Annotated in this window: 22 protein-coding genes and 1 pseudogene; 12 read left to right on the top strand and 11 right to left on the bottom strand. The window is 68.8% G+C overall.

Going from position 1 to position 23654, the window contains the following annotated elements:
• Positions 1-7: 7 nt before the first annotated feature.
• A complete protein-coding gene (locus BST14_RS32610; RefSeq protein WP_083064029.1) occupies positions 8-220 on the bottom strand; it encodes a hypothetical protein in 213 nt (70 codons plus the stop codon).
• Here BST14_RS32610 and BST14_RS08280 point away from each other — a divergent pair.
• Both BST14_RS08280 and BST14_RS08275 read left to right on the top strand, forming a co-directional pair.
• The gene (locus BST14_RS08280; RefSeq protein WP_083064028.1) at positions 204-788 is read left to right on the top strand and encodes a DUF5666 domain-containing protein; all 585 of its coding nucleotides are present in this window, start codon (positions 204-206) and stop codon (positions 786-788) included. The genes BST14_RS32610 and BST14_RS08280 overlap by 17 nt on opposite strands.
• A gap of 132 nt (positions 789-920) precedes the next feature.
• Positions 921-1670: a DUF5666 domain-containing protein gene (locus BST14_RS08275; protein ID WP_083064082.1), complete on the top strand. Its 750-nt coding sequence runs from the start codon at positions 921-923 to the stop codon at positions 1668-1670.
• A gap of 49 nt (positions 1671-1719) precedes the next feature.
• On the opposite strand, the gene BST14_RS08270 is transcribed toward BST14_RS08275, so the two are convergent.
• The 7 genes from BST14_RS08270 to BST14_RS08240 are packed head-to-tail and all read right to left on the bottom strand — an operon-like array spanning position 1720 to position 8107.
• Positions 1720-2067 (bottom strand): metal-sulfur cluster assembly factor, encoded by a 348-nt coding sequence (locus tag BST14_RS08270; protein WP_083064027.1) that lies wholly within the window; start codon positions 2065-2067, stop codon positions 1720-1722.
• A complete protein-coding gene (gene sufU, locus BST14_RS08265; RefSeq protein ID WP_142279317.1) occupies positions 2042-2530 on the bottom strand; it encodes a Fe-S cluster assembly sulfur transfer protein SufU in 489 nt (162 codons plus the stop codon). Before sufU ends, BST14_RS08270 begins: the two co-directional genes overlap by 26 nt.
• A complete protein-coding gene (locus BST14_RS08260) occupies positions 2527-3843 on the bottom strand; it encodes a cysteine desulfurase (RefSeq protein WP_083064026.1) in 1317 nt (438 codons plus the stop codon). The genes sufU and BST14_RS08260 overlap by 4 nt, the downstream gene beginning before the upstream one ends.
• Before the next feature lies 1 nt (position 3844).
• Positions 3845-4654: a Fe-S cluster assembly ATPase SufC gene (gene sufC / locus BST14_RS08255; RefSeq protein ID WP_083064025.1), complete on the bottom strand. Its 810-nt coding sequence runs from the start codon at positions 4652-4654 to the stop codon at positions 3845-3847.
• The gene (sufD, locus tag BST14_RS08250; protein WP_083064024.1) at positions 4651-5844 is read right to left on the bottom strand and encodes a Fe-S cluster assembly protein SufD; all 1194 of its coding nucleotides are present in this window, start codon (positions 5842-5844) and stop codon (positions 4651-4653) included. The genes sufC and sufD overlap by 4 nt, the downstream gene beginning before the upstream one ends.
• On the bottom strand, positions 5844-7292 hold the full coding sequence (gene sufB, locus BST14_RS08245) for a Fe-S cluster assembly protein SufB (RefSeq protein WP_083064023.1): 1449 nt from the start codon (positions 7290-7292) through the stop codon (positions 5844-5846). The genes sufD and sufB overlap by 1 nt, the downstream gene beginning before the upstream one ends.
• A complete protein-coding gene (locus BST14_RS08240; protein WP_142279310.1) occupies positions 7289-8107 on the bottom strand; it encodes a helix-turn-helix transcriptional regulator in 819 nt (272 codons plus the stop codon). Before BST14_RS08240 ends, sufB begins: the two co-directional genes overlap by 4 nt.
• Positions 8108-8205: 98 nt before the next feature.
• Between BST14_RS08240 and mptB the strand changes: the two genes are divergently transcribed.
• The 4 genes from mptB to BST14_RS08220 all read left to right on the top strand — a co-directional run bounded on the left by mptB (position 8206) and on the right by BST14_RS08220 (position 12757).
• Positions 8206-9906: a polyprenol phosphomannose-dependent alpha 1,6 mannosyltransferase MptB gene (gene mptB, locus BST14_RS08235; RefSeq protein WP_083064021.1), complete on the top strand. Its 1701-nt coding sequence runs from the start codon at positions 8206-8208 to the stop codon at positions 9904-9906.
• Complete coding sequence (locus BST14_RS08230) at positions 9903-10868, top strand: ABC transporter ATP-binding protein (protein ID WP_169926061.1); 966 nt, start codon at positions 9903-9905, stop codon at positions 10866-10868. Before mptB ends, BST14_RS08230 begins: the two co-directional genes overlap by 4 nt.
• Positions 10869-10945: 77 nt before the next feature.
• Positions 10946-11656, top strand: a complete 711-nt coding sequence (locus tag BST14_RS08225) for an ABC transporter permease (protein WP_245845340.1) — start codon at positions 10946-10948, stop codon at positions 11654-11656.
• Between the two features lie 159 nt (positions 11657-11815).
• The gene (locus BST14_RS08220) at positions 11816-12757 is read left to right on the top strand and encodes a COX15/CtaA family protein (RefSeq protein ID WP_142279316.1); all 942 of its coding nucleotides are present in this window, start codon (positions 11816-11818) and stop codon (positions 12755-12757) included.
• Here BST14_RS08220 and BST14_RS08215 read toward each other — a convergent pair.
• Entirely contained in the window at positions 12707-13372 is a 666-nt protein-coding gene (locus BST14_RS08215; protein WP_083064019.1) for a DcsG N-terminal domain-containing protein, read from the bottom strand. The genes BST14_RS08220 and BST14_RS08215 overlap by 51 nt on opposite strands.
• Before the next feature lie 19 nt (positions 13373-13391).
• Here BST14_RS08215 and BST14_RS08210 point away from each other — a divergent pair, with 19 nt between their 5' ends.
• The gene (locus BST14_RS08210) at positions 13392-14366 is read left to right on the top strand and encodes a quinone oxidoreductase family protein (RefSeq protein WP_083064018.1); all 975 of its coding nucleotides are present in this window, start codon (positions 13392-13394) and stop codon (positions 14364-14366) included.
• 31 nt (positions 14367-14397) lie between these two features.
• On the opposite strand, the gene BST14_RS08205 is transcribed toward BST14_RS08210, so the two are convergent.
• On the bottom strand, positions 14398-15381 hold the full coding sequence (locus BST14_RS08205; RefSeq protein WP_083064017.1) for a heme o synthase: 984 nt from the start codon (positions 15379-15381) through the stop codon (positions 14398-14400).
• Positions 15382-15637: 256 nt separating this feature from the next.
• On the opposite strand from BST14_RS08205, the gene tkt reads away from it, so the two are divergent.
• The 5 genes from tkt to pgl are packed head-to-tail and all read left to right on the top strand — an operon-like array spanning position 15638 to position 22085.
• Positions 15638-17737: a transketolase gene (tkt, locus tag BST14_RS08200; RefSeq protein ID WP_083064016.1), complete on the top strand. Its 2100-nt coding sequence runs from the start codon at positions 15638-15640 to the stop codon at positions 17735-17737.
• Positions 17738-17753: 16 nt separating this feature from the next.
• Positions 17754-18872: a transaldolase gene (gene tal, locus BST14_RS08195; RefSeq protein ID WP_083064015.1), complete on the top strand. Its 1119-nt coding sequence runs from the start codon at positions 17754-17756 to the stop codon at positions 18870-18872.
• Positions 18869-20413 carry a glucose-6-phosphate dehydrogenase gene (gene zwf, locus BST14_RS08190; protein ID WP_083064014.1) on the top strand — a complete coding sequence of 515 codons (1545 nt, stop codon included), beginning with the start codon at positions 18869-18871 and terminating at the stop codon, positions 20411-20413. Before tal ends, zwf begins: the two co-directional genes overlap by 4 nt.
• Positions 20410-21321, top strand: coding sequence for a glucose-6-phosphate dehydrogenase assembly protein OpcA (gene opcA, locus BST14_RS08185; protein ID WP_083064078.1), 912 nt, complete (start codon positions 20410-20412; stop codon positions 21319-21321). The genes zwf and opcA overlap by 4 nt, the downstream gene beginning before the upstream one ends.
• Positions 21318-22085: a 6-phosphogluconolactonase gene (gene pgl, locus BST14_RS08180; protein WP_083064013.1), complete on the top strand. Its 768-nt coding sequence runs from the start codon at positions 21318-21320 to the stop codon at positions 22083-22085. The genes opcA and pgl overlap by 4 nt, the downstream gene beginning before the upstream one ends.
• 277 nt (positions 22086-22362) lie before the next feature.
• On the opposite strand, the pseudogene BST14_RS08175 reads toward pgl, so the two are convergent.
• Positions 22363-23595, bottom strand: a pseudogene (locus tag BST14_RS08175) (MFS transporter); the annotation flags it as partial.
• Between the last annotated feature and the right edge of the window lie 59 nt (positions 23596-23654).

The following is a 23654-nucleotide window of genomic DNA, read 5'->3' as shown; positions in this document are numbered from 1 at the left end:
CCAGCTGTCACGTGCCCCGGTTCACTCGCCTCGCGGTCTGCGCCGTGGCGGGGGCTACCGCATTGTCCCTGTCCGCCTGCGGCTCTTCGAACAAGTCCAGCCCCCCGTCCACCTCGACCTCAACCTCGACGTCGGTCGTGACGTCGACGACCACCTCGGCCACTCCGAACGCCGAAGCGCGCGTCAGTGGCCTGATCGCCTCGGTGGCCGGCAACTCCATCCAGGTCACCAAGGAAGACAACGCGACCGCCTCGGTGAATTTCACCTCGACCACCAAGATCACCGAGGCCGTTCCGGCCGGGCTGCCGGACGTCACCCCCGGTAGCTGCGTCAGCGTGAAGCCCACGCAGGGGTCGACGCCGGCCCCCGGCCAGCCGGTCACCGCCGCGTCGGTGAAGATCAGTCAGTCCGTCAACGGCGCCTGCCCTAAGCCGCCGCAGTCCGCGCCCGGCGGTTCCACCACCACGCCGCCGTCGCTCCCGCCGTCACAGGCGCCCGCGAAGCCGGCCTGGGTGCGCGGCTCGGTGGCGTCGGTGTCCGGCAACACCATCAACCTGACCAACACCGATCCCAGCGGCAACACCACGCAGACGACCGTCACGGTCGACGACAAGACCAAATACAGCAAGCAGACGCCGGCGAACACCGACGCGATCACGCCCGGCAAATGCCTGTACGCGCGCGGAACCCAGGACAACGGCGGCGCGCTGCAGGCGACGAGCATCAAGCTACGACAGGCCGTGGACGGCAAGTGCGGCAAGCCCAACCAGCCCGGCCAGGGTCACTGACCCCGGCTCGCGCTGACTGAATTTGCCGTTCCCCCCCGCCGGCGCGGCGTGAAGTCGCGTTCGGCGGGGGCACTCGCCTCCTCGGGACGGCGCAACGCGTGATCGGAGATGGATGCTGTGGCTGCCCTATCGTTGAAGACCCGGCGGACGCAGATCGCGCTGGGCGCCGTCGTCGCCTTCGTGGCGCTGTGCATCGCGATGTGTGGGCCCTCGCACGACGCGTCGAACGGCAGCGCGCCACGCGCCGTCACGGCGGTCCCGCCCAGCGGGGCTCCCACCGCGGCGCCGCCGCCGGCACCGGGGCCGCCTGCGCCGCCACCACCGCCGCCGATGGGCAAGGACTACGTAGAGGGCATGGTGCAATCGAATTCGGGTGGCACGGTGGCACTTCGGACACGGACCGGCTCGGCGACGGTGGACTACACACCCCAGACCCGGGTCGTCGATGTCACCCCCGCGAAGCTGACCGATGTGACGCCCGGCAGTTGCGTGAACATCAAGGCCACCCCGCAGAGCGCGCCGCCCCCGGGTGCGATCACCGCGCAGGCGGTGACGGTCACCCAATCGGTGGACGGCAAATGTCCACCGCCCGCCGGGTTCTACGGCACGGTCGCCTCGGTCTCGGGCAACACCATCGCCGTCCACGGTCTGGGGCCCGGCGACCCGGGCGCCTCCACCAACGTGACGGTCGCTGACTCGACCTCATACCAGCGGCAGACACCGTCGGACACCCAGGCGATCACGAACGGGAAATGCATTGGGGCACAAGGGACTCAAGACGGCGGGGTGCTGCACGCGACGATGATCAGCGTGGAGACCTGCCCGCCCATGGGCCACCGGCACCACCACCTGCATCTGCCGCGCCTGCACTTCCACCTCTAGAGGCTAAGGGACGCGGGCCGCGTGGGCGGCAAGCGCGGAAAGGCCTGGCTCAGACGGTGAAGCCGAGGGCGCGCAGTTGCTCGCGGCCGTCCTCGGTGATCTTGTCCGGACCCCACGGCGGGTTCCACACCCAGTTGATCCGCAGGTCGTCGACCAGGCCGGCGCCCACCAGCGCGCTGCGTGACTGGTCTTCGATGACATCGGTCAGCGGGCAGGCCGCCGACGTCAGCGTCATGTCGATCAGCGCGACGGTCCCCTCGTCACCGGCCTCGACGTTCAGCCCGTAGACCAGTCCCAGATCGACGACGTTGATGCCGAGTTCGGGGTCGACGACGTCACGCATCGCCTCCTCGAGGTCGGCAAGGAATTCGTCATCCTGCGCGATGGTTTCGCTCATCCGTGACCTCCTGAAAGTCGGTAGCCGCTTTGGCCAACGCATCCTTGAACGCCATCCACCCCAACAGCGCGCATTTCACCCGCGCCGGATATTTGGCCACCCCGGCGAACGCGATCCCGTCGCCAAGCACGTCCTCGTCACCCTCGACGGTGCCACGCGAGGACACCATTTCGGTGAAAGCGGTGACGGTCTTGAGCGCGTCGCCGACGCTTTGCCCGATCACCTGCTCGGTGAGCACCGACGTCGCCGCCTGGCTGATCGAGCAGCCCTGCCCGTCATAGGACACGTCGGCGACGGTGTCGCCGTCCTCGGACAGCGCCACCCGCAGGGTGACCTCGTCACCGCAGACCGGGTTGACGTGAAACACCTCGGCGCCGAACGGTTCCCGCAGCCCGCGGTGCTGCGGGTGCTTGTAGTGGTCCAGGATCACGTCCTGATACATCTGTTCGAGACGCAATGTCAGCCTCTCCCAGCCCATGGCGGCGACCCGCCGCGCCCGGCTTCGCCGCGCTTGCGATCGCCGACGAAGAAATCCAGGGCGCGGCGCACACCGGCGATCAGACGCTCGACCTCCTCGGTGGTGTTGTACACCCCGAAGGACGCCCGAGCGGTGGCCGCCAGCCCGAACCGGCGGTGCAGCGGCAAGGCGCAGTGGTGACCCACCCGCACCGCGATGCCCTCGTCGTCCAGCACCTGCCCGACATCGTGCGCGTGCACGCCGTCGACGACGAACGACACCGGCGAGGCGCGGTTCTCCATGGATGACGGCCCGACGATGCGCACGGCGTCGATACCGGACAAGCCGTCGATCGCGGCGGCGACCAGCTGATGTTCGTGGGCCGCCACGGCCTCCATGCCGATGGCCCCGAGATAACGGGTGGCCGCGCCCAGCCCGACCACCTGAGACGTCATCGGGGTGCCGGCCTCGAACCGCTGCGGCACCGGCGCGTAGGTGGACGCTTCCATGGTGACGGTCTCGATCATCGAGCCGCCGGTCAAGAACGGCGGCAGGGCCGCCAACACCTCGCCGCGCCCGTACAACACACCGATACCGTTGGGGCCTAACATCTTATGCCCGGAGAATGCGGCGAAGTCGACGTCCAGCGCGTGGAAATCGACGGGCTGGTGTGGCACCGACTGGCAGGCGTCCAGCACCGTCAGCGCGCCCACCGCCCGCGCCCGGCTGACCAGTTCGGCCACCGGGGCCACCGTACCGGTCACATTCGAATGGTGGGTGAAGGCGACGACTTTGACGCGTTCGTCGAGCTCCAGCGAGTCGAGGTCGATGCGTCCGTCGTCCGTGACGCCGTACCAGCGCAGCGTCGCCCCGGTGCGCCGGCAGAGTTCCTGCCACGGAACCAGATTGGCGTGGTGCTCGAGCTCGGTGGTGACGACGACGTCACCCGGTCCGACCGCACGCTCGAAACGCTTGTCCCCCAGCACATAGGACACCAGGTTGAGCGCCTCGGTGGCGTTCTTGGTGAACACCAGCTCTTGGGTGTCTGCCCCCACGAACGCGGCGATGTCGGCCCGTCCCTGCTCGTAGGCGTCGGTGGCCTCCTCCATCAGTTGGTGCGCACCGCGGTGCACGGCGCCGTTGGAGGTCAGCAAAAACTCCCGCTCGGCGTCGAGTACCTGCAGCGGGCGCTGCGACGTCGCACCGGAATCCAGGTATGCCAGCGGATTTCCGCTGCGCATGACGCGCTTGAGAATCGGGAAGTCGGCACGGATGGCCGCGACATCCAGGGGTGAGACCGCCGCCGAAGGTGTAGCCATGTCAGGCTCCGGCGGCCGCCGCTTGGGTGAAGCGGACGTAGCCGTTCTGCTCGAGTTCATCGGCCAGCTCGGGACCGCCGGATTCGGCGATGCGCCCGCCGACGAACACGTGCACGTGTTCGGGGCGGATGTAGCGCAGGATGCGGGTGTAGTGCGTGATCAGCAGGATGCCGCCACGCACCGGCTGGCCGGTGCCATCGTCCCAGCCTGTTTCGGCGTAGCGGTTCACGCCCTCGCTGACCACGCGCAGGGCGTCGACGTCGAGCCCGGAGTCGGTCTCGTCGAGGATGGCGATCCTGGGCTTGAGCAATTCCAGCTGCAGGATCTCGTGGCGCTTCTTCTCACCGCCGGAGAAGCCCTCGTTGACGCTGCGCTCGGCGAACGCCGGGTCGATTTCCAGCGAGCCCATCGCCGCCTTGACCTCTTTGACCCAGTGCCGCAACTTCGGGGCCTCACCGCGCACGGCGGTCGCCGCCGAGCGCAGGAAGTTCGACACCGAGACGCCGGGCACCTCGACGGGATACTGCATGGCCAAAAAGATTCCGGCCCGGGCGCGCTCATCGATGCTCATCGCCAGCACGTCCTCGCCGTCCAGCGTGATGGAGCCCGAGGTCACCGTGTACTTGGGGTGACCGGCGATGGCGTACGACAGCGTCGACTTGCCCGAACCGTTGGGGCCCATCAACGCATGCGTCTCACCGGATTTCACGGTCAGGTCGACGCCGTTGAGGATTCCGATCTCGCGTTCGGACTCGGCGGCGTTCGGGTTTACGACGCTGACGTGTAGGTCTTTGATTTCCAGGGTGGTCATGAGGCTGTTGTTTCCGTCTTTTCCGTTAAGGCCAGTTCGTGTTCGATGGCTGCGGTCAGGCGCTCCCGGATATCGGGCACCCCGATCTTGGAGGTGATCTCGGCGAAGAACCCGCGGATCACCAGGCGGCGGGCCTGCTCCTCGGGGATGCCACGGGAACGTAGGTAGAACAGTTGCTCGTCGTCGAAACGGCCGGTGGCACTGGCGTGCCCGGCGCCGACGATCTCGCCGGTCTCGATCTCCAGGTTGGGCACCGAGTCGGCGCGTGCCCCGTCGGTGAGCACCAGGTTGCGGTTCACCTCGAACGTGTCGGTGCCGGTGGCCTCGGCGCGGATGAGCACGTCGCCGATCCAGACGGTGTGCGCGTCGGGCAGCGCGGAGTCCGGATTGCCTTGCAGCGCACCCTTGTACAGGACGTTCGACTTGCAGTCGGGCCGGGCGTGATCCACCAACAGCCGCGACTCCAGGTGTTGCCCGTCGTCGGCGAAGTACAGGCCCAGCAGCTCGGCGTCCCCGCCCGGGGCGGTATACCGCACGTTGGCCGTCAGCCGCACCACCTCGCCGCCGAGCGTGACCGCGACGTGGCGCAACACCGCGTCCTTGCCCAGCTTGGCGTGGTGCATGCTGACGTGCACGGCGTCGTCGGCCCAGTCGGCGAGCCACACCACCGTGAGCCGGGCGGCGTCGTCGACGACGAATTCGACGTTGTCGGCGTAGGTTCCGCTGCCCCGGTGGTCGATGACGACGACCGCCTCGGCGAGCTCGGCGACCCGGACCTGCAGGTGCCCGTAGGCCACCGCGCCCTCGCCGGGGCCGGTCACGGTGATGCCGATCGGTTCGGCGATGCGGGTGTCGCGTTCGACGGTGACCAGCGTCGCGGAATTGAACGACGAAAACGCTTGCGCGGCAACCCTGTCGGTGGGCACGCCGCCCTGGCCGAGTCGCTCGTCGCCCCGGGAGACGGTCTCGACCCGCACGCCGGGCTGTTCGGTGACGCTGACCCCGGCCCTGCCGGTGGCGCGCGCCGAGCCGTCGTGCAACCCGCGCAGCCGGCGCAGCGGGGTGAACCGCCAGACTTCGTCGCGGCCGCGCGGGACCTCGAACGCGTCCACCTCGAACGAGGAGAACAGCTCGCCCTTGTTGACTGCGGTCAGGGCCGAACCCTCAACCGCTTCGGTCAGATTCGTCACTAGCCGACCGCGCCTTCCATCTGCAGCTCGATCAGGCGGTTGAGCTCCAGCGCGTACTCCATGGGCAGCTCTTTGGCGATCGGCTCGACGAAGCCGCGGACCACCATGGCCATGGCCTCGTCCTCGGTCAGGCCGCGGCTCATCAGGTAGAAAAGCTGGTTCTCGCTGACCTTGGACACGGTGGCCTCGTGGCCCATGGTGACGTCGTCCTCGCGGATGTCGACGTAGGGGTAGGTGTCGCTGCGGCTGATCGTATCGACCAGCAGCGCATCGCATTTCACGCTGGAACGCGATCCGTGCGCGCCCTTGTTCACCTGCACCAGGCCGCGGTAGGAGGTGCGGCCGCCGCCGCGGGCCACCGACTTGGACACGATGTTGCTCGACGTGTTGGGCGCCAGGTGCAGCATCTTCGCGCCGGTGTCCTGGTGCTGGTCTTCGCCGGCGAAGGCTACCGAGAGCACCTCGCCCTTGGCGTGCTCGCCGGTCATCCAGACCGCCGGGTACTTCATGGTGACCTTCGACCCGATGTTGCCGTCGATCCACTCCATGGTGGCGCCGGCCTCGGCGCGGGCCCGCTTGGTGACCAGGTTGTAGACGTTGCCCGACCAGTTCTGGATCGTCGTATAGCGAACGCGCGCATTTGGTTTCACGATGATCTCGACCACCGCCGAGTGCAGCGAATCCGACTTGTAGATGGGCGCGGTGCAACCCTCGACGTAGTGCACGTAGGAGCCCTCGTCGGCGATGATCAGCGTCCGCTCGAACTGGCCCATGTTCTCGGTGTTGATCCGGAAGTAGGCCTGCAGCGGGATGTCGACGTGCACGCCCTTGGGGACGTAGATGAACGAGCCGCCGCTCCACACCGCGGTGTTCAGCGCGGAGAACTTGTTGTCCCCGGCCGGGATCACGGTGCCGAAGTACTCCTGGAAGATCTCCGGGTGCTCGCGCAGACCGGTGTCGGTGTCGAGGAAGATGACGCCCTGGGTCTCCAGGTCCTCGCGGATCTGGTGGTAGACCACCTCCGATTCGTACTGGGCCGCGACGCCGGCCACCAGACGCTGCTTCTCGGCCTCCGGGATGCCCAGCCGGTCATAGGTGTTGCGGATGTCCTCCGGCAGGTCTTCCCAACTGGCGGCCTGCTTCTCGGTGGAGCGCACGAAGTACTTGATGTTGTCGAAGTCGATACCGTTCAGGTTCGAGCCCCACTTCGGCATCGGCTTGCGGTCGAAGATGCGCAGCGCCTTGAGCCGCGTCTGCAACATCCATTCGGGCTCGTTCTTCTTGGCCGAGATGTCGCGGACGACGGCCTCGGACAGGCCGCGCTGGGCGCTGGCGCCGGCGACGTCGGAGTCCGCCCAGCCGTAGCCGTACCGCCCCAGGGAGGCGATCGCCTCTTCCTGGGTCAGCGGTGCGGTTGTCGTCGTGCCGGCCTCGGGGGTGAGTGTCATCGAGACGCTCCTTTGATGCTCGTGGTGTTGGTACGACGCGGGCTGGGCGCCGTGCTTGATGCCTGAGTCAGGGGTACGTGCGTGGTGCAGGCGCAGTCGCCGTTGACGATGGTCGCCAACCGCTGGACGTGGGTGCCCAGCACCTCGGCCATGGCCTGTTGCTCGGCCTCGCACAGCTCGGGGAATTCCTCCGCGACGTGCGACACCGGGCAGTGGTGCTGGCAGATCTGCACGCCGTGGATGGGCCCACCGACCTGTGTGGTGGTGGTGACATAGCCGGCCTTGGTCAGGGCGGTGGCGATCCGGTCGGCGGCCGCCTCGACGTCGGTGTCGGCGGCGCTGTCGGCCGCGGGAACGTCGGCCAGGATGGCGTCGATCCGCTGCCGGGCGAACGCCTGCACGGCCTCCTCCCCGCCGATCTCGCGGAGTTGCCGCATCGCGGCCGCGGCCAGGTCGTCGTAGGCGTGGTCGAGCTTGGCCCGCCCGGCCGCGGTCAACCGGTAGCGCTTGGCGGGACGCCCGCGCCCCACCTGCTGCCACGCCGCGGGCGGCGTGGCCTCGGCATCGCCGGCCTCGATCAGCGCGTCGAGGTGGCGCCGCACGCCGGCGGCCGCCAAACCCAGCCGGTCACCGATCTCGACGGCGGTGATCGATCCGGACTCCAGCAGCAGGCGCACGATCGCGCGGCGAGTGTGACGATCCGGCACCGGCGCGCCGACGCCCGCCACGCCGGTAGCGGCGTCAGCGGCCCTGGCGGGGCTGGTTCGGATTTTCACAACACCAGTGTGACGCAATTCCGGGGATCGGTCTAGCAAGGGTCCCCTGCTTTGGCGTTGCGCTGCTCACACCAGCCGCTCGGCGTGACCCGGTCGCCTGGCGAGGCTACGCCCATCGCCCGGGCTACGCTGCTCTGATGGCAGCCCGCCACCACACGCTGAGCTCGTCGATCGCGAGTCTGCACGGCGACGAGCAGGCGGTGGGCTCGCCGCTGAACGATACCGAGCTCACCGCGCTGCGCCGCACCCGCCTGTTCGGTGCCGCCGGCACCGTGGTGATGGCGATCGGCGCGCTGGGCGCCGGCGCGCGTCCCGTCGTGCAGGACCCCACCTTCGGGGTGCGGCTGCTCAACCTCCCGTCGCGGATCCAGACCGTGTCGTTGACCATGACCACCACCGGCGCGGTCATGATGGCGCTGGCCTGGTTGATGCTCGGCCGCTTCGCGCTCGGCAACCGGCGGATGTCGCGCGGCGACCTGGACCGCACCCTGCTGCTGTGGGTGCTGCCGCTGCTCATCGCCCCGCCCATGTACAGCAAGGACGTCTACTCCTACCTGGCGCAAAGCCAGATCTCGCTGGAGGGCCTGGACCCCTACCGGGTGGGCCCGGCCTCGGGCCTGGGCCTGTCACACATCTTCACGCTGTCCGTGCCGACCCTGTGGCGCGAGACGCCCGCGCCGTATGGGCCACTGTTCTTGTGGATCGGACGCGGCATCTCGGCGGTCACCGGGGAGAACATCGTCGCCGCCGTGCTCTGTCACCGCCTGGTGGAGCTGCTGGGGGTGGCCCTGATCGTGTGGGCGACCCCACGCCTGGCCCGGCGCTGCGGCGTCGCGGAGGTCAGCGCCCTGTGGCTGGGCGCGGCCAATCCGCTGCTGATCATGCATCTGGTGGCCGGCGCGCACAACGAGGCGCTGATGCTGGGCCTGATGCTGACCGGGGCGGAATTCGCGTTGCGCGGCATCGACGCGCCGCGCCTGCTGCCCGCGTCCTGGAAGTCGGCCCCGGACTGGGAGCCGCTGGGGTTGCTGGCCGCCGGCGCCGTGCTGATCGTGCTGTCGTCGCAGGTGAAGCTGCCGTCGCTGCTGGCGCTCGGCTTCGTCACGATGGCGCTGGCCTACCGCTGCGGTGGCACCCTGGGCGCGTTGCTGCTGACTGGCGGCGGCATGGCGGCGCTGTCGCTGGCGGTGATGGCGCTGGTGGGCTGGGCCAGCGGGTTGGGCTTCGGCTGGATCTACACGCTGGGCACGGCCAACGTGGTGCGCAGCTGGATGTCGCCGCCCACCCTGCTGGCGCTGGGCACCGGGCAGGTGGGCATCCGGCTGGGCCTGGGCGATCACACCACCGCGGTGCTGGGGCTGACCCGTGCGATCGGCGTGCTGATCATCACGGTCATGGTGGCCTGGTTGCTGCTGGCCGTCTTCCGCGGCCGGCTGCACCCCATCGGCGGGCTGGGTGTGGCGCTGGGCATCACGGTGCTGCTGTTCCCCGTCGTGCAGCCCTGGTACCTGTTGTGGGCCATCATCCCGCTGGCCGCCTGGGCGACCCGCACCGGGTTCCGCGTCGCGGCCATCGTCATCAGCCTGGTCGTCGGGATCTTCGGCCCCACCGCCAACGGCGACCGGTTCGCGCTGTTCCAGATCATCGACGCCACCCTGGCCAGCACCGTGATCGTGGTGGCGCTCATCGCGCTGACCTACACCCGCCTGCCCTGGCGCCGCCCGCCCGTCCAGGACACCGAATCCAACGGACAGCCCGCCACCGACGGCTCACCGCCGCAGCCTCCCTCGACCCCTCGCCCGGCGCCGGCACATGGCGCCTACGCTGATTCCACGTGAGCTCGGCCTTTCCGCCATCGCGCCAATCCCCGGACTCGGTGGTGCGGCTGCGCGGCGTCACCAAGACATACGGATCTGGCGCGACCGCCGTCGAGGCCGTCGCCGACCTCGATCTCGAAGTGCACGCCGCCGAGGTGCTGGCCCTGCTCGGCCCCAACGGCGCCGGCAAGACGACCACGGTGGAGATGTGCGAGGGCTTCGTGCGCCCCGATGCCGGCACCATCGAGGTGCTCGGCCTGGACCCGATCGCCGACAACACGCGGCTGCGGGCGCGGATCGGGGTGATGCTGCAGGGCGGCGGCGGATATCCCGCGGCCCGAGCGGGCGAGATGCTCAACCTGGTGGCCGCCTACGCCGCCGACCCGCTGGACCCCGCGTGGCTGCTGGACACCCTCGGCCTCACCGACGCCGCCCGCACCACCTACCGGCGGCTCTCCGGCGGCCAGCAGCAACGCCTGGCGCTGGCCTGCGCGCTGGTCGGGCGTCCCGAACTGGTGTTCCTCGACGAGCCCACCGCCGGCATGGACGCCCACGCCCGGCTGCTGGTGTGGGAGCTGATCGACGCGCTGCGCCGCGACGGCGTGACGGTGGTGCTGACCACGCATCAGCTCAAGGAGGCCGAGGAGCTCGCCGACCGGCTGGTGATCATCGACCACGGGGCGACGGTGGCCTCGGGCACGCCCACGGAGCTGATGCGGAGCGGGGCCAAGGACCAGTTGCGGTTCAGCGCACCGCCGCGTTTGGATCTGTCCCTGCTGTCCGCCGCGCTGCCGGAGGATTACAAGGCCACCGAGGTGACGCCGGGCGAGTACCTGGTCGAAGGCCCCGTCGACCCGCAGGTGCTGGCCACCGTCACCGCGTGGTGCGCGCGGATCGACGTGCTGGCCACCGACATGCGCGTCGAGCAACGCAGCCTCGAGGACGTGTTCCTCGACCTCACCGGCAGGAAGTTACGGCCTTGACAGACAACGAGATTCAATCCGGCGTCTTTCCCGCGGGCACCTTCGCGCCCGATCCGCGGCCCAGTGCGGTACCGAAAATGCTTGCCGCGCAGTTCAATTTGGAGCTCAAGCTGCTACTGCGCAACGGCGAACAGCTGCTGCTGACCATGTTCATCCCGATCACGCTGCTGGTCGGGCTCACGCTGCTGCCGCTCGGGTCGTTCGGCCAGCACCGCGCGGCCACCTTCACCCCGGTCATCATGGCGCTGGCGGTGATTTCGACGGCGTTCACCGGGCAGGCCATCGCGGTCGCCTTCGATCGGCGCTACGGCGCGCTCAAGCGGCTTGGGGCCACCCCGCTGCCGGTGTGGGGCATCATCGCGGGCAAGTCACTGGCCGTGGTCACGGTGGTGTTCTTGCAGGCAATCCTGTTGGGCGCCATCGGTTTTGCGCTCGGCTGGCGACCCGCACCGGCGGCGTTGGCGCTGGGTGCGGGTGTGATCGCGCTGGGCACCGGAGTGTTCGCGGCGCTGGGCTTGCTGCTCGGCGGGACGCTGCGGGCGGAGATCGTGCTCGCGGTTGCCAACCTGATGTGGTTCGTCTTCGCCGGCCTGGGCGCGCTGACGCTGGAGACGGGCATCACCCCGACCGGGGTCAAGCTGGCGGCCCGGCTGACCCCGTCGGGCGCGCTCACCGAGGCGCTCTCGCAGGCGATGACCATGTCGGTGGACTGGTTCGGGGTGGTCGTCCTGGTGGCGTGGGGCGCGGTGGGCGCGCTGAGCGCGCTGCGCTGGTTCCGCTTCACCTGACGGGCTCGCTGGCGGCCGCTCGCCCGCGCGCCCGTCGCGACACGTAAACCACGCACACGACACGCCGACGCGGGTGTGCATGGTTTACATCTCGAGGCTGCCAGCCGTACTACAGGTCGTAGTTTTCGGTGCCTTAGGATGCAACCCGTGGTTGGACGGATGCCGTTGCGCGTGGTGGACCTGCCCCCCAACCCCACCCCGGGTGTGCAGCGCCTGATCGCCGCGGCCGTCATCCTCACCCAGGGCGGCATCGCCATCACCGGCGCGATCGTGCGCGTCACCGCGTCGGGCCTGGGCTGCCCCACCTGGCCGCAGTGCTTCCCGGGCAGCTTCGTGCCGGTGGCCCACGCCGAGGTGCCGCGCATCCACCAGGCCGTCGAATTCGGCAATCGGATGGTCACCTTCGCCGTCGTCATCACGGCGGCGCTGGCCGTGCTGGCGGTGACCCGGGCACGACGGCGCCGCGAGGTCCTCGTATACGCCTGGCTGATGCCGATGTCCACCGTCGTGCAGGCGGTGATCGGCGGCATCACCGTGCGCACCGGGCTGTTGTGGTGGACGGTGGCCGTCCACCTGCTGACGTCGATGACGATGGTGTGGCTGTCGGTGTTGCTTTATGTGAAAGTCGGTGAGCCCGACGACGGGGTAGTTCGCGAGCGAGTCGTTCGGCCGCTGCGGGTGCTGACCGCGTTGTCCGGCCTGAACCTGGCCGCCGTGCTGGTCACCGGCACGCTGGTGACGGCCGCCGGCCCGCACGCCGGGGACCACAGCACCACCCGCACGGTGCCGCGGCTCAAAATCGAGGTCGACACCCTGGTGCACCTGCACTCGTCGCTGCTGATCGCCTACCTGGCGCTGTTGGTGGGGCTGGGCTTCGGGCTGCTGGCCGTGCGTGCCGCCCGGCCCGTGCTGGTGCGGCTCGCCGTTCTGCTGGCGCTGGTGTTCGCCCAGGCCGCCGTCGGCACCGCGCAGTACTACACCGGGGTGCCCGCCGTGCTGGTCGCCCTGCACGTGGCCGGGGCCGCGGCCTGCACCGCGGCCACCGCGGCGCTATGGGCGGCCATGCGAGAGCGGGCCCAGGCCGAGCCGCTCGCAGGCTGACTGCACCGCCACCGCGAACTGGCGCTGGGCGACCTCCCGGGCCGCGGGGTCCAGCCGACGCCAGCCCAACGCCGGCGCGACCAGGTCCAGCGCCGCCACCCGGTCGCCCGCCAGATCAACGCGCGCGTAGAGCAGCTCCCCCGCGGCTATGCCGGCGCGCCGGGCGGCCGAGGTCAGCGCGGCGTGGCCCAGGTCCCAGGACTCGAACTCCGGCTCGGCCGGCCAGGCGTGGGACCGCTCGCCGCCCACGAAGACCAACGACGCCTGCGCGACGGGCCGCTCCCGCAGCGTCGGCACGCCGTCGGCCTCGAGGTCGCGCCGATAGCGCTCATCGAGGTTCCAGGCGACCGCGCCGGGCGGGTTGAGCAGGTGGCGCACGCGTCGGGTCCACGCCAGGAATTCGTCGCGCCGATCCCGGCCGCCCGCGCCGGCGCGCAGTATCACCAGGTCCGCGCCGGCGGTTTCCGGATCGTCCCAGGACAACCAGCGCGCGTGCAGCCCGCGTCGCCGCAGCGCGGCCACCAGACCGGCGTCGTCGGCCGTGCGGCCCGCGGCGTCACCCGACCCCGCCAGCACAATGCGGGGATGGAAGACGTCCGGGCGAGCGAGTTTCATGCCCGGGCATGATAAGCGGATGCACGCAATCGAAGTCAGCGAGACCGGCGGCCCCGAGGTGCTGCGCTATGTCGATACGCCCCAGCCGGCTCCCGGGCCCGGCGAGGTGCTGATCAAGGCCGAGGCCATCGGCGTCAACTACATCGACACCTATTTCCGCTCCGGGCAGTACCCGCGCGAGTTGCCGTTCGTCCTGGGCTCGGAGCTGGCCGGCACGGTCGAAGCCCTCGGCGACGGCGTCGACGGGTTGCGCGTCGGCGACCGCGTGGTCAGCGCCGCGGCGTCCGGTGGGTATGCCGAATATGCCACGGCCCCAGCGCATTTGACCGCCGAGGTGCCCGACGGCGTGACCGCCGACGTGGCGGCCTCAGCGCTGCTGAAGGGCCTGACCGCCCACTACCTGCTCAAGTCGGTGTATCCGGTGCAGGCGGGCGACACGGTGCTGGTGCACGCCGGCGCGGGCGGCGTCGGACTGATCCTGACGCAGTGGGCCCACCTGCTGGGGGTGCGGGTGATCACCACGGTCTCGACGCCGGAGAAGGAGCGGCTGTCCCGGCGGGCGGGCGCCGACGAGGTGCTCCCCTACCCCGAGGACCCCGCGGCGTTCGGCGAGCGGATCCGCTCGCTGACCGACGGCGCCGGGGTGGCCGCGGTGTACGACGGCGTGGGCGCGAGCACCTTCGACGCCAGCCTGGCGAGCCTGGCCATCCGGGGGACCCTGGCGTTGTTCGGAGCGGCCAGCGGGCCCGTTCCGCCGTTCGACCCGCAGCGCCTCAACCCCGCCGGCTCGGTGTTCTTGACCCGGCCCTCGCTGGCGCACTTCGTCCGCACCAGCCAGGAATTCAGCTGGCGGGCAGAGGAATTGTTCGCCGCGATCGCCGGCGGCGACATCAGCGTCGAGGTCGGCGGGCGCTATCCGCTGGCCGAAGCGGCGCGCGCCCACCAGGATCTGCAGGGCCGCAAGACGGCGGGCTCGATCGTGCTGCTGCCCTGATTGCCCCCGAACGTGGGCCTGTGGACCGGCCTCAGAACAGGTGCGGCAGACCGATGGCCGAGTCGATGGCCAACGCGCAGAACACCACCGCCAGGTAGTTGTTCGACTGCAAAAACAGCCGCAGCGGCCTGACCGGCTCGCCGGCGCGGACCCCGGCGTACAGCTGGTGGGCCATCGCCAGGAACCACACCCCGGCCACCAGGGCGACCGCGGCGTACAGCCAGCCGGTCGCCAGCGCCAGCGCCAGCGTCGCCAGCACCGTCAGCCAGGTGTAGATCAGGATCTGCTTTGTCACCTGACGCTCGGTCGCCACGGCGGGCAGCATCGGGACGCCCGCCGCCTTGTAGTCGTCCTTGTAGCGCATCGCCAACGCCCAGGTGTGCGGCGGCGTCCAGAAGAAGATGATCGCGAACATCACCAGCGCGGGCCACCCAATGGTGCCCGTGACGGCCGACCAGCCGATCATCACCGGCATGCAGCCGGCCGCGCCGCCCCACACCACGTTCTGCGAGGTGCGGCGCTTGAGCAGCAGGGTGTAGACGAACACATAGAACCCGACGGTCGCCAGCGCCAACAGCCCGGACAACAGGTTGCTCGTCCACCACAACCAGAAGAACGACGCCACCGTCAGCACCAGGCCGAGCACCAGGGCGTTGCGGGTGGGCACCGCCGCACGGGCCAGCGGCCGGCGGGCCGTGCGCTTCATCACTTTGTCGATGTCGGCGTCGGCCACGCAGTTCAGCGTGTTGGCGCCGCCGGCGGCCAGCATCCCGCCGATCAGCGTGTTGACGATCAGCAGCGGGTTCACCGAGCCGCGCTGGGCCAGCAGCATCGCCGGGATCGCGGTGACCAGCAGCAGTTCGATGACCCGCGGCTTGGTCAGCGCCAGATATGCCAGCACCCGCTGGATTGCCCGGCTCCTCACCGTCCCGGTACCCGGGCCGGATCGTCGCCGGGCGGTGCCGTGTCCTCGGCTTGGCAATCGGCTCGGCGCGGCGCGCCCGCGAACGCTCACGCAATAACTCCTTGGGGTCGCAGCGGCGCGCAGCATCTACTACACATGATGGTAGACCGCGATGTGGCGATGGCCCGCCCGCGGGTCAGTTCCCGCAGACGTTTCCCAGATTCCCGAACTGAATGTTAGGCGCTTTCGACGGGCGCGTAATTTTCACACCTGCCGGCCGTGGGTACCCGAAATCCTGCGCTGCAAGAGCCGGCCCTCCCGCACTAGGGTGGGATTGATCAGCTCGATGACCCCAAGGACTGAGTCTGTGACGACACTCGAAGAGATCTCAACGCTGACCCAACCGCACCTTCCCGAGGACTGGTCCGAGCTCGACTCGGCCGCCGTCGACACCATTCGGGTGCTGGCCGCCGACGCGGTGCAAAAGGTCGGCAACGGCCATCCCGGGACGGCGATGAGCCTGGCGCCGCTGGCTTACACCTTGTTTCAGCGGGCGATGCGCCACGACCCCAGCGACACCCACTGGCTGGGCCGCGACCGGTTCGTCCTGTCCTGCGGGCACAGCAGCCTGACGCTCTATCTGCAGCTGTACCTGGGTGGTTTCGGTCTGGAACTGTCCGACATCGAGTCGCTGCGCACCTGGGGATCCAAGACCCCCGGACACCCGGAATTCCGGCACACCAAGGGCGTTGAGATCACCACCGGCCCGCTCGGCCAGGGCCTGGCCTCGGCGGTGGGCATGGCGATGGCCGCGCGCTACGAGCGCGGGCTGTTCGATCCGGACGCCGCCCCGGGCACCAGCCCGTTCGACCACTTCATCTACGTGATCGCCTCCGACGGCGACATCGAGGAGGGCGTCACCTCGGAGGCCTCGTCGCTGGCCGCCGTGCAGCAGCTGGGCAACCTGATCGTCTTCTACGACCACAACGAGATCTCGATCGAGGACGACACCAACATCGCGCTGTGCGAGGACACCGCCGCGCGGTACCGCGCCTACGGCTGGCACGTGCAGGAGATCGAGGGCGGCGAGAACGTCGTCGCGATCGAGGAGGCCATCGCCAACGCCAAGGCGGCCACCGACCGGCCGTCGTTCATCTCGCTGCGCACCATCATCGGCTACCCCGCGCCCAAGCTGATGAACACCGGCAAGGCGCACGGCGCGGCCCTGGGCGACGAGGAAGTCGCCGCGGTCAAGGAGATCCTCGGCTTCGACCCGGACAAGAAGTTCGAGGTGCGCGACGAGGTGATCGCCCACACCCGCAAGCTGGTGGACCGCGGCAAGGAAGCCCACGAGAAGTGGCAGGCCGACTTCGACGCCTGGGCGCAGGCACAACCCGAGCGCAAGGCGCTGCTGGACCGGTTGACCGCCGAGAAGCTGCCGGACGGCTGGGACGCCGACCTGCCGCACTGGGAACCGGGCTCCGACCCGATCGCCACCCGCAAGGCCTCCAACGAGGTGCTCAACGCGGTCGGGCCGAAGCTACCGGAGCTGTGGGGCGGTTCGGCCGACCTGGCCGGCAGCAACAACACGACCATCAAGGGCGCCGATTCCTTTGGCCCACCGTCTATTTCGACCAAGGATTACACGGCCCACTGGTACGCACGCACGCTGCACTTCGGTGTCCGCGAACACGCGATGGGTGCCATCCTGTCCGGCATCGTGCTGCACGGCCCCACCCGGGCGTACGGCGGCACGTTCCTGCAGTTCTCCGACTACATGCGCCCGGCGGTGCGGCTGGCCTCGCTGATGGACATCGATACCATCTACGTGTGGACGCACGACTCGATCGGGCTCGGCGAGGACGGTCCGACCCACCAGCCGATCGAGCACCTCGCCGCGCTGCGGGCCATCCCGAACCTGTCGGTGGTACGTCCGGCGGACGCGAACGAGACGGCCTACGCCTGGCGTACCGTCCTTGCCCGCGGCAACGGCAGCGGCCCCGTCGGCCTGATGCTGACCCGCCAGAACGTGCCGATCCTCGAGGGCACCAGCGCCGACGGCGTCGCCCGGGGCGGCTACATCCTCAACTCGGACGGCGAGGAGGCCGGCCAGGACCCCGATGTGGTGCTGATCGCGACCGGCTCAGAGGTCCAGCTAGCCGTCGATGCACAGAAGCTGTTGGCGGACAAGGACATTGTCGCTCGGGTGGTTTCCATGCCGTGCGTCGAATGGTTCGAGTCGCAGCCCGAGGATTACCGCGACAGCGTGCTGCCGCCGACCGTATCGGCGCGGGTGGCCGTCGAGGCCGGCGTCGCGCAGTCCTGGCACAAGCTCGTCGGTGACACCGGCAGGATCGTTTCCATCGAGCACTACGGCGAATCCGCCGATTACAAAACGTTGTTCCGGGAATTCGGCTTCACCGCAGAAGCCGTCGCGGCCGCCGCGGAACAGGTAGTGGATAACTGAGAAAGGGCCTTTGGAGATGACTCAGAACCCCAACCTCGCGGCGCTGTCCGCCGCGGGAGTATCCGTCTGGCTGGATGACTTGTCGCGCCAGCGGCTGCAGTCGGGCAACCTGCAGGAGCTGATCGACACGAAAAGCGTTGTCGGCGTGACCACCAACCCGTCGATCTTCCAGAAAGCGTTGGCGGAGGGCGATTCCTACGACGGCCAGATCGCCGAACTGGCCGAGCGGGGCGCCGACGTCGACGCCGCCATCCGCACCGTCACCACCGACGACGTGCGCAACGCGTGCGACGTGCTCAAGCGGGAGTGGGAGGCCTCCGACGGCGTCGACGGACGGGTGTCCATCGAGGTCGACCCCCGACTGGCCGCCGATACCGACAAGACGATCGCGCAGGCCGTCGAGCTGTGGAAGATCGTCGACCGGCCCAACCTGTTCATCAAGATTCCGGCGACCAAGGCCGGCATTCCGGCGATCACCGCCACTCTCGCGGAAGGCATTTCGGTCAACGTCACGTTGATCTTCTCCGTCGAGCGGCACCGCCAGGTGATGGACGCCTACCTGGCCGGCCTGGAGAAGGCGCGCGAGGCGGGGCATGACATTTCCAAGATCCATTCCGTCGCATCGTTTTTCGTGTCCCGGGTGGACACCGAGGTGGACAAGCGGCTGGAGAAGATCGGGTCCGACGACGCCAAGGCGCTGCTGGGAAAGGCCGGGGTGGCCAACGCGCGCCTGGCCTACGCCGCCTACCAGGAGGTCTTCGAGGGCGGCGATCGCTACGAGTCGCTCAAGGCCGACGGCGCCCGGGTGCAGCGTCCGCTGTGGGCGTCCACCGGTGTCAAGAACCCCGACTACTCCGACACCCTCTACGTCACCGAGCTGGTGGCGCCGAACACGGTGAACACCATGCCGGAGAAGACGATTGACGCCGTCGCCGACCACGGTGACATCGAGGGCGACACGGTCACCGGCACCGCCGGGGACGCCCAGGCGGTGTTCGACAAGCTGGACCAGATCGGCATCGATTTGACCGACGTCTTCAAGGTGCTCGAAAAAGAGGGCGTGGAGAAGTTCGTGGATTCCTGGACCGAGCTGCTGGAAGAAACACAGAAGCAGCTGGGTTCCGCCTCCAAATGAGCCCAGCCCGCACCGCACAACAATCGGATAACCCATTACGGGACAAGCGCGACAAACGGCTCCCGCGGATCGCGGGGCCGTGCGGGATGGTGATCTTCGGCGTCACCGGCGACCTGGCTCGCAAAAAGGTCATGCCGGCCATCTACGACCTGGCCAATCGCGGTCTGCTGCCGCCCAGCTTCTCGTTGGTGGGCTTCGCGCGCCGGGACTGGAGCACCCAGGATTTCGGCGAGGTGGTGCACGACGCCGTCAAGGAACACTGCCGCACGCCGTTCCGGCAGGAGAACTGGGATCGGCTGGCTGCGGGATTCCGTTTCGTGCCGGGCGCTTTCGACGACGACGAGGCGTTCGGTCGGCTGGCCGAGACCCTCGACAAGCTGGACGCCGAGCGCGGCACCGGTGGCAACCACGCGTTCTATCTGGCCATCCCGCCGAAGTCCTTTCCGGTGGTGTGCGACCAGCTGCACAAGTCGGGACTGGCGCGCCCGCAAGGCGATCGGTGGAGCCGAGTGGTGATCGAGAAGCCGTTCGGCCATGACTTGGAGAGCGCGCAGGCCCTGAATAAGGCGGTCAACGCGGTGTTTCCGGAAGAGTCGGTGTTCCGGATCGACCACTACCTGGGCAAGGAGACGGTGCGTAACATCCTGGCGCTGCGGTTCGCCAACCAGCTGTTCGACCCGATCTGGAACGCGCACTACGTCGATCACGTGCAGATCACCATGGCCGAGGACATCGGGCTGGGCGGCCGGGCCGGGTACTACGACGGCATCGGCGCCGCGCGCGATGTCATCCAGAACCACCTGATGCAGCTGCTGGCGCTGACCGCGATGGAGGAGCCGGTCAGCTTCAACCCGACGGCGCTGCAGACCGAGAAGATCAAGGTGCTCTCGGCCACCCACCTAGCCGAACCCCTTGACGAGACCACCAGCCGCGGCCAGTACGCCGCCGGCTGGCAGGGCGGCGAGAAGGTGGTCGGGCTGCTCGACGAGGAGGGGTTCGCCGAGGACTCGACCACCGAGACGTTCGCCGCCATCACGCTCGAGGTGGACACCCGCCGCTGGGCCGGCGTTCCCTTCTACCTGCGCACCGGAAAGCGCTTGGGCCGCAGGGTGACCGAAATCGCGCTGGTCTTCAAGCGGGCACCGCACCTGCCGTTCGATGCGACCATGACCGACGAACTGGGCGCGAACGCCATGGTGATCCGGGTGCAGCCCGACGAGGGCGTCACGTTGCGGTTCGGCTCCAAGGTGCCGGGCACCGCGATGGAGGTCCGCGACGTCAACATGGACTTCTCCTACGGCTCGGCGTTCGCCGAGGAATCACCGGAGGCCTACGAACAGTTGATCCTTGACGTGCTGCTCGGTGAGCCGTCCCTGTTTCCGGTCAACGAAGAGGTCGAATTGGCTTGGGACATACTTGATCCCGTGCTCAACAACTGGGCGGCGGACGGTAAGCCCGAACCGTACGAGTCGGGCACCTGGGGTCCGGACTCGGCGTTCGAGATGCTGCGCCGCACCGGCCGGGAATGGCGGCGCCCGTGATCATTGACATGGAAGACACCACCACAACGGCGGTCAACAAGAAGCTCGACGAACTGCGCGAAAGGGTCGGCGCCGTCGCGATGGGCCGGGTGCTGACCCTGATCATCGCACCGGACAGCGAGGACATCTTCGAAGAGTCGCTGCGGGCGGCCAACGACGCCAGCCATGAGCACCCCAGCCGGATCATCGTGACGATGCGGGGCAATCCGTATGCGGACGAGCCGCGCCTGGACGCGCAGCTGCGTGCCGGCGGCGACACCGGCGCCAGCGAAGTCGTGGTGCTGCGGCTGTCCGGGGCGTTGTCCGGCCACGCCGCCAGCGTGGTCACCCCCTTCCTGCTGCCCGACATCCCGGTGGTGGTCTGGTGGCCCGACGTCGCGCCGGCCGTGCCTGCGCAAGACCCATTGGGGCGGTTAGCGATTCGTCGCATCACCGATGCCACCAACGGGGTGGACCCGTTGGCGGCCATCAAGAGCCGGCTGCCCGGATACACCGCGGGTGACACCGACCTCGCCTGGGCGCGCATCACCTACTGGCGTGCGCTGCTCACCTCGGCCGTCGACCTGGCGCCGCACGAACCGATCGAGTCGGCGCTGGTGTCCGGTCTGGCGACCGAGCCCGCCCTGGACGTCCTGGCCGGGTGGCTGGCCAGCCGGATCGACGGACCGGTGCGCCGGGCGGTCGGCGAACTCAAGATCGAACTGCAGCGCAAGAGCGAAACCATCGTCTTGAGCAGGCCGCAGGAAGGAAGGACGGCCACGTTGAGCCGGACGTCCCGGCCGGACGCCCTACTCCCCTTGGCGCGCAGGGAAACCGGCGAGTGCCTCGCCGAAGACCTGCGCCGACTGGATCCCGACGAGGTTTACCAATCAGCGCTCGAAGGCATCGAGAAAGTGCAATACGTGTGAGCACCAGCGTCGAAATTTTCCCGGACAGCCAGACCATGGTGGAAGCCGCCGCCGCGCGGCTGACCGACACCATCGCGAACGCCGTGGCGGCCCGCGGCCGGGCGCTCATCGTGCTGACCGGCGGCGGCAACGGCATCGGGCTGCTGCGGTCGCTGGCGGGACGCGAGATCGACTGGTCGAAGGTCCATCTGTTCTGGGGCGACGAACGCTACGTCCCAGAGGACGATGACGAGCGCAACGACAAACAGGCGCGGGCGGCGCTGCTGTCCCGGGTCGACATCCCGTCGAGCCAGGTGCACCCGATGCCCGCCAGCGACGGGGAATTCGGGAACGATCTGGCCGCGGCGGCGCTGGCCTACGAGCAGCTGCTGGCCGCCAACGCCGAACCCGGCGAGCCGGTTCCCAATTTCGATGTGCACCTGCTTGGCATGGGCCCCGAGGGCCACATCAACTCGTTGTTCCCCGACACCCCGGCCGTGCTCGAGACCACCCGGATGGTGGTGTCGGTCGAGGACTCGCCCAAGCCGCCGCCGCAACGAATCACGTTGACGCTGCCCGCCATTGCGCGTTCCCGCGAAGTTTGGCTGCTGGTGTCGGGCGGGGGCAAGGCCGACGCGGTGGCCGCCGCCATCGCTGGCGCCGCACCCGTTTCGGTGCCGGCCGCCGGGGCGGTCGGGCTGGACACCACGCTGTGGCTGCTCGACGAGGACGCCGCGGCCAAGCTGCCGTCGGACACGTCCCGAGTGGCGCGACACCCGGCGTGAGCTAGGCCCGTCGCTGAACCACCGGACGTCCGTTCAGCCGCAGCGACAGTTCTGTCGATGCTCGACTCAGCAGCACCGGAACGGCTTGGGTGTCACCATTTTTCGCGGCGACGACGAGCGTATGTCTGCCGCCCACCGGGCCGACGAGGTGGTAGTAGCCGTCGGCGCTTGACCGCCCTTGAGCGACTTGACGACCGGCGCTGTCAATCAACTTGAGTGAGGCGTCGGCAAGCGGCGCGGCGTCGGCGCCACGAAGGTGGCCGTGCAAAACATTGCCCTCGGCCGACTCGACGATTTCCTCAGCGGCCTCGTCACTTTCGTGTTCGGAGGGCACGTGAGCCTTGGCCACCAGACCATGCGCGGTGGCGAGCACCGGCAGGCCGAGGAACACCGCGCCGCCCGCAAGGTAGAACAGCGCGGCCGCACTGTAGTGAGCGGCCACCACTCCGCCCAGCCACGGTGCGAGGCCGGCGCCGATGAACCGCACGAAGCTGTAAGCGGCAGACGCCGTCGGCCTCGGCACCGGCGACACCTGCATCACCGTGCTGGTCACCAGCGTGTTGTTCATTCCGATTAATGCGCCGCTGGCTATGACGCAAGCGATGACAACGGGCGGACGGGCGATCCACACGCCAATCGCCGCCACGTCCAGCGACATCAAGAACAGCGTCAGATAAAGCGAGACGGCGGTACCGATGCGCCGCTGCGCCCACGGCGCGCAGAAGACCGCGAAAACCGCGACGAGTAGACCCCAACCGAAAAACACCAACCCCAATTCGTGCACGCCGATCTTCATCGGATACGGCGAATAACTCATGACGATGAAGAAGCCCGAGTTGTACAACAGGGCGACGACGGCGATGGTCGAAATGCCGCGATTGCGTAGCGCGTTGAGTGGGTCCGCGATCCGCGCCCGCTCGGCCGGGAGCGGAGCCGGCGCAACGAACGTGATTACGCAGATGAGAGCGACTCCCATGAGCGCGGCTACACCGAAAAACGGCCCACGCCAACTGATCCCGCCAAGTGCGGCGCCGACCATCGGCCCCACCGCGATGCCGACACCGAGCGCGGCCTCGTAGAGCACGATCGCGCCCGCGAAGCCACCGCTGGCCGCCCCCACGATGACCGCCAGCGAGGTGGCGATGAACAGCGCGTTGCCCAGACCCCAGCCGGCGCGAAACCCTATGACGCCGTTCACTCCCCCGGCGGCTCCAGCAAGGGCACTGAACATCACGATGATGACCAGCCCGACGACAAGCGTCCGCTTGGCGCCGATCCTGGACGACACCCAGCCGGTGATCAGCATCGCGACCGCGGTGACCAGCAGGTAGCTGGTGAACAGCAGCGAGATCTGCTCGGGTGTCGCATGCAACTGGCTGGCCATGGTCGGCAAGATCGGATCGACAAGACCGATGCCCATGAACGAGATCACACATGCGAAGGCAACGGCCCACACCGATCTCGGCTGACGTAGAAAGCCAGGCGCCCCCCGGGGTTTCGTCACCGCCATCCTCCTTCACGCCATACGCGGGCAGAGATTCGACAAGAAAATTAGATAGGGATGCTATC

It is taken from the genome of Mycobacterium arosiense ATCC BAA-1401 = DSM 45069, from assembly GCF_002086125.1.
In the GTDB taxonomy this organism is placed as follows: Bacteria; Actinomycetota; Actinomycetes; order Mycobacteriales; family Mycobacteriaceae; genus Mycobacterium; species Mycobacterium arosiense.
This window is presented reverse-complemented; position numbering and strand designations above follow the sequence as displayed.

What these genes read in the sequence shown, in the direction of transcription:
- BST14_RS08215 (WP_083064019.1), bottom strand. Translation starts at nt 13,372, where the DNA reads ATGAAACTCGCTCGCCCGGACGTCTTCCATCCCCGCATTGTGCTGGCG.
- BST14_RS08210 (WP_083064018.1), top strand. Translation starts at nt 13,392, where the DNA reads ATGCACGCAATCGAAGTCAGCGAGACCGGCGGCCCCGAGGTGCTGCGC.
- zwf (WP_083064014.1), top strand. Translation starts at nt 18,869, where the DNA reads ATGAGCCCAGCCCGCACCGCACAACAATCGGATAACCCATTACGGGAC.
- sufC (WP_083064025.1), bottom strand. Translation starts at nt 4,654, where the DNA reads ATGACCACCCTGGAAATCAAAGACCTACACGTCAGCGTCGTAAACCCG.
- BST14_RS08270 (WP_083064027.1), bottom strand. Translation starts at nt 2,067, where the DNA reads ATGAGCGAAACCATCGCGCAGGATGACGAATTCCTTGCCGACCTCGAG.
- BST14_RS08220 (WP_142279316.1), top strand. Translation starts at nt 11,816, where the DNA reads ATGCCGTTGCGCGTGGTGGACCTGCCCCCCAACCCCACCCCGGGTGTG.
- mptB (WP_083064021.1), top strand. Translation starts at nt 8,206, where the DNA reads ATGGCAGCCCGCCACCACACGCTGAGCTCGTCGATCGCGAGTCTGCAC.
- tal (WP_083064015.1), top strand. Translation starts at nt 17,754, where the DNA reads ATGACTCAGAACCCCAACCTCGCGGCGCTGTCCGCCGCGGGAGTATCC.
- BST14_RS08225 (WP_245845340.1), top strand. Translation starts at nt 10,946, where the DNA reads ATGCTTGCCGCGCAGTTCAATTTGGAGCTCAAGCTGCTACTGCGCAAC.
- sufB (WP_083064023.1), bottom strand. Translation starts at nt 7,292, where the DNA reads ATGACACTCACCCCCGAGGCCGGCACGACGACAACCGCACCGCTGACC.
- BST14_RS32610 (WP_083064029.1), bottom strand. Translation starts at nt 220, where the DNA reads ATGGAGTTGCCGGCCACCGAGGCGATCAGGCCACTGACGCGCGCTTCG.
- BST14_RS08260 (WP_083064026.1), bottom strand. Translation starts at nt 3,843, where the DNA reads ATGGCTACACCTTCGGCGGCGGTCTCACCCCTGGATGTCGCGGCCATC.